The sequence below is a fragment of the Sulfurimonas lithotrophica genome, from assembly GCF_009258225.1.
Taxonomy (GTDB): Bacteria; Campylobacterota; Campylobacteria; order Campylobacterales; family Sulfurimonadaceae; genus Sulfurimonas; species Sulfurimonas lithotrophica.
The window spans coordinates 1,595,541-1,612,256 of the sequence record NZ_CP043617.1 but is presented as its reverse complement, the minus strand read 5'-3'; the positions used below and the strand labels follow the sequence as shown (position 1 = coordinate 1,612,256).

17 protein-coding genes are annotated in these 16,716 nt (G+C 33.8%); 9 read left to right on the top strand and 8 right to left on the bottom strand.

The window, feature by feature from the left end; translation table 11 throughout:
- Positions 1-11: 11 nt before the first annotated feature.
- The gene (locus FJR48_RS08090) at positions 12-842 is read left to right on the top strand and encodes a CheR family methyltransferase (RefSeq protein ID WP_152307641.1); all 831 of its coding nucleotides are present in this window, start codon (positions 12-14) and stop codon (positions 840-842) included.
- Positions 843-850: 8 nt separating this feature from the next.
- Here the strand turns inward: FJR48_RS08090 and kdsB are convergent, their stop codons facing one another.
- On the bottom strand, positions 851-1,567 hold the full coding sequence (gene kdsB, locus FJR48_RS08085) for a 3-deoxy-manno-octulosonate cytidylyltransferase (protein ID WP_152307640.1): 717 nt from the start codon (positions 1,565-1,567) through the stop codon (positions 851-853).
- A gap of 52 nt (positions 1,568-1,619) precedes the next feature.
- Between kdsB and FJR48_RS08080 the strand changes: the two genes are divergently transcribed.
- Genes FJR48_RS08080 through trpC form a run of 4 tightly spaced genes read left to right on the top strand, consistent with a single transcriptional unit; the run spans position 1,620 to position 4,733 of the window.
- Positions 1,620-2,315, top strand: a complete 696-nt coding sequence (locus FJR48_RS08080) for a tRNA1(Val) (adenine(37)-N6)-methyltransferase (RefSeq protein ID WP_152307639.1) — start codon at positions 1,620-1,622, stop codon at positions 2,313-2,315.
- Positions 2,303-2,674: a YkgJ family cysteine cluster protein gene (locus tag FJR48_RS08075; RefSeq protein ID WP_152307638.1), complete on the top strand. Its 372-nt coding sequence runs from the start codon at positions 2,303-2,305 to the stop codon at positions 2,672-2,674. Before FJR48_RS08080 ends, FJR48_RS08075 begins: the two co-directional genes overlap by 13 nt.
- On the top strand, positions 2,674-3,951 hold the full coding sequence (locus FJR48_RS08070; protein ID WP_152307637.1) for a tetratricopeptide repeat protein: 1,278 nt from the start codon (positions 2,674-2,676) through the stop codon (positions 3,949-3,951). The genes FJR48_RS08075 and FJR48_RS08070 overlap by 1 nt, the downstream gene beginning before the upstream one ends.
- Positions 3,948-4,733 (top strand): indole-3-glycerol phosphate synthase TrpC, encoded by a 786-nt coding sequence (gene trpC / locus FJR48_RS08065; protein ID WP_152307636.1) that lies wholly within the window; start codon positions 3,948-3,950, stop codon positions 4,731-4,733. Before FJR48_RS08070 ends, trpC begins: the two co-directional genes overlap by 4 nt.
- A 2-nt stretch (positions 4,734-4,735) precedes the next feature.
- Here trpC and FJR48_RS08060 read toward each other — a convergent pair whose 3' ends face one another.
- The gene (locus FJR48_RS08060; protein ID WP_152307635.1) at positions 4,736-5,179 is read right to left on the bottom strand and encodes a GatB/YqeY domain-containing protein; all 444 of its coding nucleotides are present in this window, start codon (positions 5,177-5,179) and stop codon (positions 4,736-4,738) included.
- 66 nt (positions 5,180-5,245) lie between these two features.
- Here FJR48_RS08060 and flgH point away from each other — a divergent pair, with 66 nt between their 5' ends.
- The 4 genes from flgH to FJR48_RS08040 all read left to right on the top strand — a co-directional run bounded on the left by flgH (position 5,246) and on the right by FJR48_RS08040 (position 8,949).
- Positions 5,246-5,968: a flagellar basal body L-ring protein FlgH gene (gene flgH, locus FJR48_RS08055; RefSeq protein ID WP_152307634.1), complete on the top strand. Its 723-nt coding sequence runs from the start codon at positions 5,246-5,248 to the stop codon at positions 5,966-5,968.
- Positions 5,913-7,367, top strand: a complete 1,455-nt coding sequence (locus tag FJR48_RS08050) for a hypothetical protein (RefSeq protein ID WP_241856038.1) — start codon at positions 5,913-5,915, stop codon at positions 7,365-7,367. Before flgH ends, FJR48_RS08050 begins: the two co-directional genes overlap by 56 nt.
- 66 nt (positions 7,368-7,433) lie before the next feature.
- Positions 7,434-7,817: a PAS domain-containing protein gene (locus FJR48_RS08045; protein WP_152307633.1), complete on the top strand. Its 384-nt coding sequence runs from the start codon at positions 7,434-7,436 to the stop codon at positions 7,815-7,817.
- 16 nt (positions 7,818-7,833) lie between these two features.
- Positions 7,834-8,949: a methyl-accepting chemotaxis protein gene (locus tag FJR48_RS08040; RefSeq protein ID WP_152307632.1), complete on the top strand. Its 1,116-nt coding sequence runs from the start codon at positions 7,834-7,836 to the stop codon at positions 8,947-8,949.
- A 5-nt stretch (positions 8,950-8,954) separates the two neighbouring features.
- Here FJR48_RS08040 and FJR48_RS08035 read toward each other — a convergent pair whose 3' ends face one another.
- The 6 genes from FJR48_RS08035 to napG form a co-directional block, all read right to left on the bottom strand.
- Complete coding sequence (locus FJR48_RS08035) at positions 8,955-10,493, bottom strand: SulP family inorganic anion transporter (RefSeq protein ID WP_152307631.1); 1,539 nt, start codon at positions 10,491-10,493, stop codon at positions 8,955-8,957.
- Between the two features lie 3 nt (positions 10,494-10,496).
- Positions 10,497-13,124, bottom strand: coding sequence for a valine--tRNA ligase (locus FJR48_RS08030; protein WP_152307630.1), 2,628 nt, complete (start codon positions 13,122-13,124; stop codon positions 10,497-10,499).
- 78 nt (positions 13,125-13,202) lie between these two features.
- Entirely contained in the window at positions 13,203-14,024 is an 822-nt protein-coding gene (locus tag FJR48_RS08025; RefSeq protein WP_152307629.1) for a GGDEF domain-containing protein, read from the bottom strand.
- Between the two features lie 71 nt (positions 14,025-14,095).
- Positions 14,096-15,043: a WD40 repeat domain-containing protein gene (locus FJR48_RS08020; RefSeq protein WP_152307628.1), complete on the bottom strand. Its 948-nt coding sequence runs from the start codon at positions 15,041-15,043 to the stop codon at positions 14,096-14,098.
- 3 nt (positions 15,044-15,046) lie between these two features.
- Positions 15,047-15,868 carry a quinol dehydrogenase ferredoxin subunit NapH gene (gene napH, locus FJR48_RS08015; RefSeq protein ID WP_152307627.1) on the bottom strand — a complete coding sequence of 274 codons (822 nt, stop codon included), beginning with the start codon at positions 15,866-15,868 and terminating at the stop codon, positions 15,047-15,049.
- Entirely contained in the window at positions 15,861-16,673 is an 813-nt protein-coding gene (napG, locus tag FJR48_RS08010) for a ferredoxin-type protein NapG (RefSeq protein ID WP_152307626.1), read from the bottom strand. Before napG ends, napH begins: the two co-directional genes overlap by 8 nt.
- Positions 16,674-16,716 lie beyond the last annotated feature (43 nt).

Genomic DNA, 16,716 nt, shown 5'->3' with positions numbered 1-16,716 from the left:
GGGAATTAGGCATGTCTTACATTTTATCAAAAGATAATTTTGAAAACCTGCAAGAGTTTATATATCGTAAAAGCGGTATATATCTTGATAAAGATAAACATTATGAAAAGTTGGCAAAATATATTGAAAAAAGAGCTTTGTTATTAGATATAGATAGTTTTAAAAAGTATTTTTATAAACTTCGTTTTGATGATTTTAATACCCAAGAGTTTCAGTCTCTTATAAATTATATAACTGTTAACGAAACATATTTTTACAGAGAAAATAATCAGTTTGAAACACTTGTTAACCATGTTTTACCCGAATTTGAGAATAAGTTGGATAAATCTAAGCCTATAAGAATATTGTCTTCTCCGTGTTCGAGCGGTGAAGAACCGTACTCTATACTGCTTCATATTATTCAAAAATATCCATTGCACTATACAAGAGATATAGAGATAGTGGGAATAGATATAGATTCAATGATAATAGATAAAGCCAAAAAAGGTTTTTTTTCAGAAAGATCTGTTCAATCTATACCAAAAGAAGTTTTAAATGCCTGGTTTGAAAAAATAGATATTGGTTATAAAATAAGTGATCGGCTAAGTAATAAGGTTCAATTTAAAGTTGTAAACGTGTTTGATAAAAACCAGATGCTGGAACTGGGAAAATTTGACATCATTTTTTCACGGAATATGCTTATATACTTTGACGATGCTTCCAGAAAAGAGGTAGTTATGACTTTTTACAATATGTTAAACGAGAACGGTTGCATATTTTTAGGACACGCAGAAAATATGAACAGGATAGTTTCTGTGTTTAATTCAAAAAAAATTAACCACACACTTGTATATACTAAATAGAGATAATTTTATAAAAATATCTCTATAGCTCTTTGTAAATCTTCTTTAGTATCTATTCCAAAACCGGTTGAAGCTACTTTAACCATACTTATTTTTTTACCGTGGTAAATTGCACGCAGTTGTTCCAGTTTTTCTATATCTTCTATCGGTGCATCGCTTAGGTTACAAAAATCATGTAAGCTTTTTTTGCTAAATCCGTATATACCTATATGACCAAAATATGTAGCTTCTCCTCCGCGGTTATAAGGAATTTGAGCACGGGAAAAGTAGATAGCGTTATCATTTGCATCTAGTACGACTTTTACAAGGTTCGGGTCTTTTGCCGCTTCTGCGTTGATAGCATTGTAACAACTGCCCATTATAAAATCTTGTTTTTGTTCTTGAAGGGATTTTAATCTTTTTAACAACAACTCTACTACTTCCGGTTCTATAAAAGGCTCATCCGCTTGAACATTTATAATAAGTTCATTATCCCCGACACCTGCAATATTTGCACATTCGTTTATTCGGTCCGTTCCGCTTTTATGCGTAGTAGATGTTAATTTTGCTTCGATGCCGTATTCTTTACAAACAGAGATTATCTTTTCATCATCTGCCGCAACCACTACGCGGTCTAAATGTTCAACTCTTTTAGCTGTGCGAATTACCATAGGAAGTCCTCCTATATCTGCTAAAACTTTTTGTGGAAATCTAGTAGATGCAAGACGTGCAGGAATAATTATCATATATAAATGTCCTTTTGGTATAATTGCGGCATTATATCAAAGAGGAGATTAAATGGTTCTATATCAACCTGAATCAGGTTACTGTTTTAACAGCGATTCCGTGTTTTTATATGACTTTATAGACTCATTTAATCCAAAGGACGATATGCTCGATGTTGGTGCAGGTAGCGGTATAGTAGGTTTGTTGTGTGCAAAAGACAACGATAAAATTAAATTAGAAGCTATAGAAAAACAAGAAGAGTTTTTAAAGTATGCAGATAAGAATGCAAAAGAGAATAAAATTGAGTATAAACTCTATCACGGTGACTTTATAGAGTTCAAATTTGATAAAAAATACGACTATATAGTCTCTAATCCGCCTTTTTATCATCACAAAAGTACTAAAAGTGATAACGAGATGTTGTTTAATGCACGCTATAATATCAACTTACCTTTAGATAAGTTCTTTAAAAAGGTATCTCAGGTCTTAAAACCGAAATCACATTTTATATTTTGTTATGATGCACTGCACTTTGGTGAGATATGTGCAGAACTTGCAAAAGTTAAGATGAGAGTGGTAGATGTTCAGTTTGTTCATCCAAAAATCGACAGGGTGGCATCTATCGTGTTGGTTCATGCCAGAAACGGTTCAAACGCTCTTATGAAGGTTCATGAGCCTTTAATTAGCTTTGAAGGGGATGAATTTTCACAAAAAGCTAAAAAAATATATGAAAAAGCGGGTACACAAAGTATAAAATGTCAGTTATAAAACAAGATGGATTTGATTTTACTTTTAACCCGGAAGCTTGCAACGAGTGCGAAGCCAGATGTTGTAGAGGTGAGAGCGGTTATATATATGTAAATAAAACCGAAGCGACAGCGATATGTGATTTTTTAGATATAGATATGAAAGAACTTATAGATAAGTATTTATATAAAAAAAGTTATAAATACTCTATAAAAGAGAGAAAAATCGGCGAAAATTACGAGTGTGTTTTTTATGATGAAAAAATAAACGGATGTGGTATTTACGAAGCAAGACCTACGCAATGTAGGACTTTTCCGTTTTGGGATTATTTTAAAACAAGAATAGATGAATTAAAAGATGAATGTCCGGGTATAATCTAATGTATAATATTTTAACAGCTTTTGTTTTTTCCATATTGTTAAGCGGATGTATGGGTTTAACACCAGATACCGATATAAAACCTAGTCAAAAAGCATTTGAAGAAGAAGATGCAATAATCATGATTGCTCTTAGGGCAGAACAGGTAAAAGAATATAATGCATCTTCTAGTATGTTTCAAACACTTTATGAAAAGTCTTCAAAAAAAGAGTACTTATATCGTTCTTTGCAAAATGCTTTATTAGCAAAAAATTATGATAACGTAATCGAAAAAATAGATGATGAGACAGATGGCTCGTTTGATGATATGCATCTGGTACGTATTAAAATTTTAGCTTTAATTAACGCAAATAGGCTTGAAGAAGCAAAAAGTATAGCTATCATGTTGGTAGAGAGGTCTCAAGAAGCCGACGATTATATACTTGTAAGTAATATATACGTAAAATTATCAAAGTATGATACTGCATTAAAATATTTGGAAAGTGCTTATACCAAAGATTATAACGAGAAAATTTTAGATAAAATTTCCGTTATACTTTATGTGAATTTAGATAGAAAAAAAGATGCAATTGCACATCTTGAAACACATGCTAAGGTACACGGCTGCTCAAAAATTATTTGTAACAGACTGCTTAGCATCTATAGTAATGAAAATAATATAGAAGCACTTTTGAGAGTTTACCTTAAACTTTATGAGATAGATAAAACACAACAGATTGCAAAAAAAATAGTACAGATATACGGTTATACAAAAGACTATTTGAAACTAATATCTTTCTTAGAAAAGAACGGAACCGACGATCAGCTTTTACTGCAGATGTATTTGCAGGTAAAAAATTATAAAAAAGCCGCACCTCTTGCTAAAAAGCTCTATGATGAAACGGCAGAGATATCCTACTTGGGGCAGAGTGCAATATTTGAGTATGAAGCGGCAGAGGATAAAAGTGATGCCAAGATGCATAAGAGTGTTATAGATAAATTAAAAAACGTAATTTTAATTGATCCAAAAGCCCTCTATCTTAATTATCTCGGATATTTGTTGATAGACCATTCAATTGATATAAAAGCAGGTATGGGTTATATAGATATGGCATTAAAAGAACAACCAAATTCGGCATATTATTTAGACTCTAAAGCTTGGGGTTATTATAAACTTGGACAATGTAAAAAGGCTTATAAGCTTATAAAAAAAGTTATAAAGATGGATGGTGGAGATGAAAAAGAGGTTCAAGACCATTATAAAATTATAAAAAAATGTACAAAGAAAGGTAAAAATTGATACTAGATGATATTATAAAAAAAACAAAAGAAGATTTGGTTAAAAGAGAAAAAGAGTTTTCACTTGATTGGTTGGGACGCTCACTGGCATTTAATGCAAGACAGCCAAGAGATGTGATTCCTTATTTAAAAGCAACGGAAGAAGACCCTTATAGAATAATTTCAGAAGTTAAAAAAGCTTCGCCGTCAAAAGGTGTTATACGAGAAGATTTTGATCCCTTAGCTATCGCTCAAGCGTATGAGAGAGGAGGGGCTAGTGCAATATCCGTACTTACAGAACCACACTTCTTTCAGGGTAATTTGGAATACCTTGCGGGAATAAGAAGATATGTGGGTATCCCTCTTTTAAGAAAAGATTTTATAGTTTCAAAATATCAGATTCTTGAAGCACTTGTACACGGAGCTGATTTTATTTTACTAATTGCCGCGGCTTTATCAAAAAGTGAACTAAAAGAACTTTTGGGATATGCAAGACACTTGGGAATGGAAGCTTTGGTTGAGGTACATGACAAATCTGATTTGATAAAAGCTATATATGCGGGAAGCGATATTATAGGAATAAACCATAGAAATCTTCAAACATTTGAGATGGATATGAACTTATGTTATGAGCTTATTCCGCTTATTCCAAACGGTAAAATTATTGTAGCCGAGAGTGGTATATATGAACACGGTCAGCTTGAAGACTTGTCTAAAGCGGGTGTAGATGCGTTCTTGGTCGGTGAGTCCTTGATGCGTCAAGACAACGAAGAAGAAGCACTTAAAAAGTTAAAGTTTGGCTAGCCTTAAGCTAGCAACTCTTTAACGCATTCATTTATACGTTTACCATCAGCCTTACCTGCTAACTCTTTAGAAGCCATTCCCATAACTTTACCCATATCTTTCATAGTCTCAGCTCCGACTTTTGCAATAATATCTTTTAATGAATTTTCCAGTTCATCATCGCTTAACTGTTTTGGAAGATAGATTTCATATACGTTTATCTCTTCTTGTTCTTTGGCAACCAAATCGTCGCGCTGTGCTTTTTTATACTGTTCTATAGAATCATTTCTGCTTTTTACTTGTTTTTGAATAATTTTAATAACATCATCGTCACTTAATTCTTTTCTCTCATCGACCTCTACTTGTTTAAATGCCGAAGTTAAAAGACGTAATGCATCTCTTTTTTTTACATCTTTTGCTTTCATCGCTTCTTTTAAATCTTGGTTAATTTTTTCTCTTAAACTCATAAAAATCCTTTGGAACTAAAATTGCTAGAATTATATCTAAATAAGAGATTTGATTAAAGAGAAGTGATGCTTAGACAATATTTGACATTCTTAATACTAATATATATTTTACTACTCTCAAGTGGCTGTACTGCAGAACTTACTAAACCTGAGATAAATTTTAAACCACCAAAGTATGTAGAACAGATGCCACCTAAAGAAGATGAACAAGATTTTGCATCTACGGGTAGTATATTCGGTCAGGGTGATAATCCTTTGTTCTCAGACCATAAAGCTATGCATGTCAATGATATAGTAACGGTAGAAATATCTGAAAGTGCTGCGGCTTCGAGCAGCGGTTCAAAAGATTTAAGCAAGGATGACAGTACTGATTTGGGTGGCGGCGTTTTTGCTTCAAACGGTGGAAGTTCACATGTAGATAAATATGTAGGTAAACTCAACGGTCTTACCAATGTCGGCTTTACGTCAACGTCTGCGAACGCTTTTTCGGCTTCGGGCAGTGCTTCAAAAGATGCATCTTTTTCTACGACAATATCTGCAAGAATAGTTAAAGTTATGAAAAACGGAAACTATTTTATCTCCGGAAAAAGAGAGATATTGGTTGATGATCAAAAGCAGATTATTCAAATTAGCGGTGTTATCCGTCCATATGATATTGATCAGTATAATAAAATAAGCTCAACCCATATAAGCGATGCCAAGATTTTATATAAAACACAGGGAGATATAGACCGTGCAACAGAACAAGGCTGGGGTTCAAAAGCTATACAAGCGATTTGGCCTTTTTAGTATAGTTTTAATACTAAGTTCAACACTGCTTAATGCCTCCGGATCATTTGAAAATTTTAAACGCTCTCAAGCCAAGAGTTTTAAAAATTACAAAGATGAGCGTGATACGGCGTTTAACAAATATTTAAAAGCAGAGTGGAAATCATATAGTAAACAAAAAAGTTTTGATTTATATGAGCAACCTAAACCTACTAAGATTCCAAAAGCAAAACCTCACGAGATTGAAAAAGTCGGTCCAAAAGTAAATATAAAAGTTCCTAAGCCAAAAGATGCTAAAAAACCTCAAGCTAAACAAATAATAATAGTTAAAAAAATTAAGCCTAGCGATATCGAATTTGATTTTTTTGGTACACGGCTCGGATTTAATATATCGCAAGATATTAAAAGTGCAAGCTTTTATCCAAGAGACCAAGAAGGTATAATCAATTTTTTCGATTCACTTGCCGCAAGTGAATATGTTCAACTTTTAGAGGATATTAAAAATGTAAAAAAAGATTTAAATCTTAATGACTGGGGCTTATATCTTTTAGTACATGAATTATCTAAAAGGGTTTATAATATTGAAGATAATTCCAAGCTCTTATCATGGTTTATATTTAATAAATTGGGATATGCCGTAAAAATCGGTTTGGTAGATAAACATGTCGTATTACTCCATTATTCTGAGAAAATAATATACTCAACACCAAGTTATAGTTTTGCAAATAAGAAGTTTTACGCAATATCAAAATATGCAAAAGGACACTTGGGAAGACTCTATTCATATGAACAAAATTATCCCGGAAGTGATAAGCCGCTTGATTTATCTTTAAATACCTTACCAAAATTTACTCAAAATACGCAAGATAAAGAACTAGGCTTTAAAGACTTTAAAGTCTCAATCAAATATAATCAAAATATTATTGATTTTATGGGGACTTATCCGCAAGCAGACTATGATACGTTTTTTAATGCACCGATGCAAAAAGATACCTACGAACAGCTTGCGGTAGCTATTAAAAAATATGTTGACGGTAAAAAAACAAGCGAAGCACTTAATTTTGTACTGCACTTTGTACAAAAATCTTTTGAGTACCAGAGAGATGAAGAGCAATTTGGACGTGAAAAGGTTATGTTTGCGCAAGAAGCACTATATTATGATAAATCGGATTGTGAAGACAGGGCTGTACTCTTTTCGTATCTTGTAAAAAAATTATTTAAAATCGGCGTCCTTGGAGTAAAGTATAAAGATCATATGGCTACGGCACTTTATATACCTATGAGCGGTGATAGTGTAAAGGCAGGTTCAAAAAGATTTGTAATAGCCGATCCTACTTATATAAATTCAAATATAGGGCAAAGTATGCCTAAATACAGACCTATAAAACCTCAGAGCTTTATTATGGTTAATAAAAATTAAAAAAAAGTACTTTGTAAGTTTTATAAAGATAAGATAACTATTATATTAAATATAAGAAGGGAATATATGCAAGAGTATGTACTTAAAAATGATGATTTTTTAGTTTCTCAAACCGATGAGAAAGGTAAAATATTATTTGCAAATGATGATTTTTGTAAAGTAGCCGGATATACTATTGATGAGTTGGTAGGAAAACCGCACAGCATAGTTAGACACCCTGATATGCCAAAGGCTGCTTTTAAAGCTTTATGGGATTCTGCAAAAAGAGGGGAAGTTTGGACGGGTTATGTTAAAAACAAAACAAAAGACGGCGGTTTTTACTGGGTATATGCTACCGTTTATCCGATGAAAGATCCTCATACCAATGAGATAAGATATATGTCATGCAGAAGAAAGCCTTCAAGAGAAGAGATTGAAGATGCCGAAAAACTATATAAAACATTAAGATAAAATAGGGAAAATAAAAATGAATGATATGCAAAAAAAAATAATAATAGCAGTTTTATATGCTATATCCGTAATCTCTCTTTTTATAATTGATTCAAACATAATTCAAGCCGTTTTAATTTTAATAACTTTCGGTACTGTCATAGCGGTTTTTGGACAAACAAATACAAAATCTGCGGAAATCTTAAACCAAAAAAGATTAGAACTTATAGATATGATGGAGTTTAAAAGAAATAAAATTGAGTTAAATGAAAATACAACTAATCAAGCAGAAAGAAATTTCAACACAATCGTAACAAGTTACCAAAACTCTGTTTTAGAAGATACAAGAGTTGCAGGGGAGATGGTATTACTTGCCGATAAAGTAGCAAAAGGTCATTACTCTTGCAGAGTTGATGCAGATTCAAAAACACCTTATGTGCATGTGTTAAGAAATTCTATGAATAACCTTATAAATTCATCTGAAGAAAATATAGATATTGCTATAGCTACATTGAAAAAGTTTGCAGAAGGTGATTTCACGGCTAGAAGTGAAATTCACGTTGAAGCAAAAATGGCTGATTTATTAAATAACATAAACTTACTAGGTGAAGCGCTTCAAAATATGGAGAGGGAAAATGAAGAGAGTAAAAACCATATTTTAGAGACGTCAAATAAGTTAAATACTACTATAGATAATATTACAAATACAACCATTATAGAGTTGAAAAATATGATTGGAGAAACTGTAAATAGAGTACATAGTGTATCTGATAATGAAAATGAAATGGTCGGGAATCTTGAAACATTGGTTGGAAATGCAAATGAAACAAAAGAGATACTAGCTACTATAGGCGATATTGCAGATCAGACAAATCTACTAGCTTTAAATGCTGCTATAGAAGCAGCTCGTGCAGGTGAGCACGGTCGTGGTTTTGCAGTCGTTGCAGATGAAGTAAGAAAACTTGCCGAACGTACACAAAAAAGTTTATCAGAAACTTCTGCTACGACAAATGTACTTATTCAGTCTATATCTGATAGTTCAACTGCATTAGTCAGCAATGCTGAAGAAATAAATGATGTCTCTGAGGAGATAAACAATATAAATGATAAAATGGATGAAATTATCGGTATATTAAACTCTCTAACAAAATAGAGAGTTTAATAATTATAAGCTACTTTATACGTAGGATCGTCTTCTTCATAAGAGCAGTGAGGACCTGCTTGTTTTAAAATAGCTTTACAATCTTTACTAAGGTGACGTAAAAGCAGGTTTCTACCCGTATCTTCATATTTTTTTGTTATAGCATCTATTGCCTCTACACCTGAACTGTCCATAACCCTTGTATTTTTAAAATCTATTACGACTTTTGGAGGATCATTGGGAATATCAAAGTTATCTGCAAATGTCGTTGCACTTCCAAAAAATAGAGGACCTTCGAGTTTATAAACTTTTGTTCCGTCTGCTTCAACATTTGTAGTAGCATATATTCGGGCATGTTTCCAGGCAAATACAAGAGCAGATATTATTACACCTGCGATAACCGCTACTGCTAAGTCTTCTACAACCGTGATTATAGTTACGACCAGCATTACAAATGCATCACTTCTTGGCATATGTTTAAGATGCGAGAAACTTGACCACTCAAATGTACCGATACTAACCATAAACATAATACCAACCAAAACGGCCACCGGAATAATATTTAAAATATCGGTTAAAGATACGACAAGTATAAGTAATCCTACAGCAGCCGTAAAAGATGATAAACGCCCCAAACCGCCTGATGTATAATTGATAATACTTTGACCGATCATGGCACAACCTGCCATACCACCAAATAGACCACAAGTTACGTTTCCGCTTCCTTGAGCTATACACTCTTTATTTGCACTTCCTCTCGTATCACTCATCTCATCTAAAACAGATAAGGTTAGCAGAGATTCTATTAAACCGACAAGTGCTACAATCACGGCATATGGCAATACCATCAAAATTGCTTCAAAGTTAAATATATGTATAGGAGCTATAAAAGAAGGAAGTTGACCTGCAAACTTTGTCAAATCGGTAAGTTCACCTACTAAAAGAGTGTTTATTCCAGTGTAGTAAACAGTAATCGTTATGGCTACTATAGCTACCAAACCTGAAGGGACGGCTTTTGTAAACTTAGGTATAAAGTACATAATCATCATAGTAATAAGTACCAATATATACATACTATACCCCTGACCTTCAAAAAACTTAAACTGTGCAGATGCTATAACAATTGCTAAACCGTTAACAAATCCATACATAGCAGGTTGAGGAACTAAACGTATAAATTTACCTAGTTTCAATAGACCTATTGATATTTGGATAATACCTGCTAATATAGTAGCTAGAAGTATGTAATGCAGGACTCCCATAGCTAATTCTTCACCGACTAATCCTGAGGCTTTTAACATTGTATTTGCTTCAAGGCTAAGACCGACAAGTACAACAGCTACAGCTCCTGTAGCCCCGCTAATCATTCCCGGTTTTCCGCCGATTAGTGCTGTAATAAGACCTAATATAAAAGCGGTATATAATCCGACTATCGGGCTTACTTCTGCTATAAAACTAAATGCAATTGCTTCAGGTACAAGAGCGACTGCAACCACAAGACCTGATAGGATGTCATTTTTTACATTTGACGTGTCATATTTTTTTATATCAAACAAAAATTAAGCCTTTAGCGAGTTAAGTTGTTCTTGTACTTTTTCTTTTTTAGATTCTGCATCTGCCAAAAGTTCACGGTTTTTAGCTAAAACGTCTTCAGGTGCATTTGCAACAAATTTTTCATTGCTTAGCATTCCGTTTAATTTTCCTATCTCTTTTTCTAACTTTTCATTTTGTTTAGTAAGTTTGTTTATGATTGGAGTCAGGTCGATGCTGTCTGTTGGAATAAAAGTCTCACATTTATCTGCAATATCACTTACTGCATCTTCTATCTTTGTATCTGTAAAGATTAACTCTTTCTCAACTTTTGCAAGTTTCATAATAAATGGTTTCATCATCTCTTTATCATCTTCACTGATGCCGTCAACTTTTACATAAGCTTTATCTATTTTTTGGTTAGCCATATCTACTAAAACTTTAGCACGGCGGATCGATACGATAGCATCCATGATGATGTTGAACTTATCTTCCTCTTTACGTCTTTTAGTTTTATGAGGATACGTTTTGATCATAATAGATTCGCCCTCATCTAAACTTGTCCCGCTTAGTTCATGGTATAGATACTCTGTAACAAACGGCATAAAAGGGTGTAAAAGTTTCATGGACTCTTTAAAGATAGCACCAAGCTCGGTAATTGCACCTTTGTCGGCTTTAGAAAGCTCGATTCCCCAATCACAAAATTCGTTCCAGATAAATCTGTAGATAACAGTAGCCGCATCGTTGAACTTGTACTCTTCCAATGCTTCGCGAACCTCTTTTGTAGCTTGGTTCAATCGAGATGCCATATATTTACCAAGGTCTGTTTTTAAACAAAAACCTGCTAAATCAGGGAAAGTATCTACATTCATCTGTAAGTATTTGCTAGCATTGTAAAGTTTATTCGTAAAGTTTTTGTTGAGCTCAAGCTTCTTTGTACTCATACGAATATCACGCCCTTGAGCGGCACTTATGGCAAGAGTAAAACGTAAAATATCTGCAGAGTATTCGTTAACCATATCAAGTGGGTCGATTACGTTACCCTTAGATTTGGACATTTTCTGACCGTTCTCATCACGAACAAGTGCATGAAGATAGATGTGGTTAAACGGAAGTTCACACATAAAAGACTCACCCATCATCATCATTCTAGCTACCCAGAAGAAAAGAATATCAAATCCTGTGATTAAAAGAGCGTTTGGATAAAATTCTTTTAAGTCATCCGATTTGAAAAGCTTGTCCATCTCTGTATCGCCATTGCCCCAACCAAGAGTTGAGAAAGGCCATAAAGCAGAACTAAACCAAGTATCTAAAACATCAGGGTCTTGGCTTACTTTTTTAGATGCACATTTTGGACATGTATCTTCTGAATCTTCTAAGCTTGCCCATTCATGGTCACAATCATCACAATAAAATACAGGAATCTGATGCCCCCACCAAAGTTGGCGAGATATACACCAATCTCTTAAATCTCCCATCCAAGAGTTATAAGAGTTAATCCAATGCGGTGGGAAAAATTTAGCTTCTCCGTTGTTTGTTTTCTCAATAGAACTCTTAGCTACTTCGTTTCTAACAAACCATTGTTTAGATATATACGGTTCAACTACGTTTTTACATCTGTAACAGTGACCAACCTGATGTTTATGCTCTTCTATCTTAACCATAAAACCTTCTTCTTCAAGACGTTTTACAATTAGCTCACGAGCCTCTAAACGCTCCAGACCTTTAAACTCACCTGCATAGTCGTTTAAAATACCCTTTTCATCAAATACAGTGATGAATTCTAAGTCGTGACGTTTTCCAACTTCGTAATCGTTTTGGTCATGTGCAGGTGTAACTTTAACCACACCAGTTCCAAATTCCATATCTACATGCTCATCAGCGATTATGCTTACTTCACGCTCTAATAGTGGCAGTTTTATTTTTTTACCTATTAAATTTTTATAACGCTCATCTTCCGGATGCACCATTACCGCAGTATCGCCAAAGTATGTCTCAGGTCTTGTTGTAGCTACCTCTACATGTCCGCTTCCATCGGCAAAAGGGTAAATTACGTGGTAAAATTTTCCGTCAGTATCTTCGTGCTCAACTTCGATATCAGACAATGCACCATCATGTGTACACCAGTTAACCATGTAGTTTCCGCGAACAATCAGACCTTGGTTATATAGATGAACAAAAGCTTCTTTAACTGATTTTTGTAAGCCAGTATCCATTGTAAAACGCTCACGCTCCCAAGCAGGAGATACACCCATTTTACGAAGCTGATCCGTCATAATTCCCGCAGATTCTTCTTTCCACGCCCATGCACGCTCTAAAAATGCCTCACGACCTATCTCTTCTTTTGTAGTGCCTTCTGCTAAAAGTTGTTTCTCAACAACATTTTGAGTAGCAATACCTGCGTGGTCAGTTCCGGGTTGCCATAGAGTTTTGTATCCATCCATACGTTTGTAACGTGTAATGATATCTTGAAGAGTAAAAGTTAGTGCATGACCTATGTGCAGACGTCCTGTTACATTAGGCGGGGGCATCATGATTGCAAAATTTTTATCCTCTTTTTGGATATCTTTATTTCCATCAATTTCGAAGTATTTTCTGTCTTCCCAGATTTGGTAGTATTTGTTTTCTATCTCTTGTGGATTGTAGCCGTTTGACATATTATTTGAGCCTTAATATTGTTGTATTAAAATTTCGCGATTATATCTAAAAGTATGTGAGGATTAGCTTAGATGGGCTTATTGAATGCCTGTTATTTTCTTTTTTGTATCTTTTTTATTTTCATACATATCTTTATCGGCAATCTCTATAATATTTGATAGGTTATCACCTTTTTTAAATATGGAGAGACCTATCGAAAAACTTATTCTAAACTCACCGTTTTTGGCTTTTAGCTTTTTGGAAGTTATAGAGTTATGTATAGAATGTATTGTATCGGAAATTTCTTTTATACCTCTGTTGTCATCAAAGAGTATTAAAAACTCATCTCCGCCGTACCTTACGATATGACCTTTTGTTTTTTTAAGATTATTGGCAATAAATATAAGTACCTTGTCACCCACTGGATGACCGTAAGTATCATTAATCTCTTTAAAAAAGTTTAAATCTATTATTGCCAAAACACCCTTTGAAGCAAGTCTGTAACCATCTTCTAAAAAGTTGTCGTTTATCCATTTGCGATTATAAACATTGGTTAGTTCATCTTTATACATACTCTCTTTTAAAAGTTCCACCTCACGGCGAAGTTTTTCCGTTTCTTTTAAAACTTCACTTAGAGTATTTTCATCTTTTTGTTTTATTGCATCTATAGCCTTGGATGTAGAACTGCTGAGTTGTATAGCATTTTTACTGTTTTGTTCTCTAATTTTGATTAGATTTTTACATTCATTGCTTATAAGCTCTTGAGATAATTGTATTTCGTCATCTAAGTTGAAGTTATGTGATTTTGCATTTTCTTCAAAAAGGGTAGCATATATCGATGGAGTTATTACGGACATAGAGTGTGCAGCTTTTATGGTTTCATTCGAAATGATTTTTAAAAGTTTGCTTTTTTTATCCATTTTGTAGTAACACTTTCTATTGATATCATTTTTATTAATTCTATCTGATAAAAGTAAATTAATAAAACTATCTACTCTAATTTCCAAAAAAACAATCTGTTATCTTCATCTGAACTAATCAGTTCATCGTTTTTATAAAAGTTAATGTCTATAATGGTTTGTTTATGCCCTTTTAACAGATATAGTTCTTGAAGTGTAGTAGTGTCAATTACTGAAATTTCACTATTTTCATTTTTAACAAAAGCAGCTTTGGAAGCATCCGGACTTAAAGCAACCGCATATACAAAAAATTTTCCTTTTGTCATTTTATGTGATGAAGGAGACTTGTATAATATAACACGCTTATCTTTTCCACCGCTTATAAGTGTTTTGTTTTTATAATCAACCGAGAAGATATCTCTTTTATTTGCTTCGTTGTACACAGCTAAAGTTTTTCCCGTTTTAACTTCTATTTTGCTTATTTGCGGTGTTTCATCGGCTGTAAAAAAATACTTTTTATCCTCGCTTAGAGCATAGTCGGAAAAACTGGCAAGATTTAGTTGTTTTTTATATAAAAACTTTTTAGTTTTTAAATCATACAGCATAAAAGCATTGTCCATTGTAGAGATTAAAACAGTGTTTTCATCTATAAATTTTACTTTTTGCAAAGCTATATGTTGGGACTCGTCTATTAGTCTTGTTAGTTTTTTATTTTCATATACGTAAAATTCACGCCAAGTACTGAGCAGACGTATAACAAATATTATTTTTCCGTTTAAATAATCCACGCTTACAACAAGAGAACGGATATTATCACCGAGTATATTTTTATGTTTGCTTAGCATAATCTGATCAATCAGCTTATCCTTTTTCAAATCATAAATGTCAACTATACCTTCTTCTGTACCTATAACCAAGATATCGCCGACTTTTACAAAGTTAGATACCGCTTCGCTTGCTTTAACATACTTGTAGGGAGTGATATTTTTTGCCAAAATATTTAGAGTAAATAATAAAACTATAAATAATAATACTTTCATAATCTATCCTTTAAGTTGTTTTGCCAAAGAGACCACGGAGACATGGAATGCATCATTTACACATGACTCTATACATTGACCGCATTTAATACAAGTAGCACCCGTTATTGCAGTTGAGCGCATTCCTACCATATCAAGTATTTCAACTTCGGGGCAAGCATCAAAACACGCCATAGAGTAAAAACATTTGTCGCTATCATGTATAACTTTTACAAGAGAATATTTTCCTATTATGGAGTTAAAGCCTCCAAGTGGGCAGATGTGTCCGCACCAGCCGTATTTTTGCGACAAAAGGTCAAATAAAAAGATTGCAATAAGAAAAGTCCAGCCAAATCCAAAACCGTATATAATTCCTCTGTGTGCAATCCCTATGGGGCTTATCATATCAAATGCAGCTATTGAAAAAATAAAAGATAAAATAAGTGATATCCCGATAACCCAGTATCTAATATTTCGGCTAAATGTAAGTGCCTTTTCTTTTTCTTGCAGTCCAAATTTCTTTCTAAAATATGTTGCAGTTTCCGTTATTATATTTACAGGGCATACCCAGGAGCAAAAAAAGCGTCCGCCGATAACTCCGTATGCAAATAAAATAACAAGTACACCAAGAAGTATATCAGCCGATATAAGTGCGCCTCCAAAAAACATCTGTAAGACTACATACGGGTCGGACAAAGGAATAAATCCAAATATTACGGATGAGCTCAAATCACCCTTTACTATACTCCACCCATATGCATTTGCACCAAAGTATAAAACCATCACAAGTATTTGTGTAAATCTTCTTGATATAAGAAATCTATTTCTGTATAGAAAATTATTCATCATAAATTCCTTTGAGTATCCCTTCTACGTCATTTACATTATCTAGTGCACTTTTTTCATTTCTTTTTGTTCTCTTTACTTTAAGTTCCGAAGGGGCGTGTTCTAATCTTCGTTCATCTTTTTTTTCCCAGCCGACAACATAATACGAGCCTCTCTCACTTTGTGATATAGCAAGAGGAAGCACCTTTATAGAAGCAACTTCTGTAGGACATGCACGTTCACACATTCCGCATCCGGTACAATGGTCGGGTTCAACGACAGGCTTTAAAAAAGCATGCATATCGGTTCTTGGGTTGCGTTCATTTTTTAAAACTATTGCCGTATCGGCAAGTGGACAGGCACGGATGCACATAGTGCATTGTAATCCCAAATATGCCAGACAAGTCTTTGTGTTGATAGTTGCGAGTCCCATTCTCGCACTGTTAATGTCTAACTTATTATCTTTTGTTAAAAGATTTAAATCGAGTGCATCTGTAGGACAGGTTGACGTACAAGGTGCATCCGGACAAAGATAGCAGGCTTCTTTTCTTGGTTCAAAATAAGGAGTACCTATCGATATTTCATCTGAAATAGTAGAGAGTTTTAGTACATCAAAAGGGCAAGATGCTACACACATACCGCATCTTATACATTTAAGTACAAAATCTTTTTCGTTAATTGCACCGGGAGGTCTTAAAATAAGATTGTTTGCTTGTGATTGTGAGAGATAAGCACTCCATGCTATAACGCCAAATGCACTATAACCTATACCTTGAAGAATATTTTGTAAAAAAGTCCTCCGATTTGGGTTACTGGGCTTATCCACTTTAAACTCCTATATACAGTATGAATTTAAATACAAATATATA

Coding starts and splice junctions, on each gene's coding strand:
- napH (WP_152307627.1), bottom strand. CDS start 15,868: ATGAATAATTTTCTATACAGAAATAGATTTCTTATATCAAGAAGATTT.
- FJR48_RS08070 (WP_152307637.1), top strand. CDS start 2,674: ATGTATAATATTTTAACAGCTTTTGTTTTTTCCATATTGTTAAGCGGA.
- FJR48_RS08080 (WP_152307639.1), top strand. CDS start 1,620: ATGGTTCTATATCAACCTGAATCAGGTTACTGTTTTAACAGCGATTCC.
- FJR48_RS08020 (WP_152307628.1), bottom strand. CDS start 15,043: ATGAAAGTATTATTATTTATAGTTTTATTATTTACTCTAAATATTTTG.
- FJR48_RS08045 (WP_152307633.1), top strand. CDS start 7,434: ATGCAAGAGTATGTACTTAAAAATGATGATTTTTTAGTTTCTCAAACC.
- FJR48_RS08040 (WP_152307632.1), top strand. CDS start 7,834: ATGAATGATATGCAAAAAAAAATAATAATAGCAGTTTTATATGCTATA.
- kdsB (WP_152307640.1), bottom strand. CDS start 1,567: ATGATAATTATTCCTGCACGTCTTGCATCTACTAGATTTCCACAAAAA.
- flgH (WP_152307634.1), top strand. CDS start 5,246: ATGCTTAGACAATATTTGACATTCTTAATACTAATATATATTTTACTA.
- FJR48_RS08090 (WP_152307641.1), top strand. CDS start 12: ATGTCTTACATTTTATCAAAAGATAATTTTGAAAACCTGCAAGAGTTT.
- FJR48_RS08075 (WP_152307638.1), top strand. CDS start 2,303: ATGTCAGTTATAAAACAAGATGGATTTGATTTTACTTTTAACCCGGAA.
- FJR48_RS08030 (WP_152307630.1), bottom strand. CDS start 13,124: ATGTCAAACGGCTACAATCCACAAGAGATAGAAAACAAATACTACCAA.
- FJR48_RS08060 (WP_152307635.1), bottom strand. CDS start 5,179: ATGAGTTTAAGAGAAAAAATTAACCAAGATTTAAAAGAAGCGATGAAA.
- FJR48_RS08025 (WP_152307629.1), bottom strand. CDS start 14,024: ATGGATAAAAAAAGCAAACTTTTAAAAATCATTTCGAATGAAACCATA.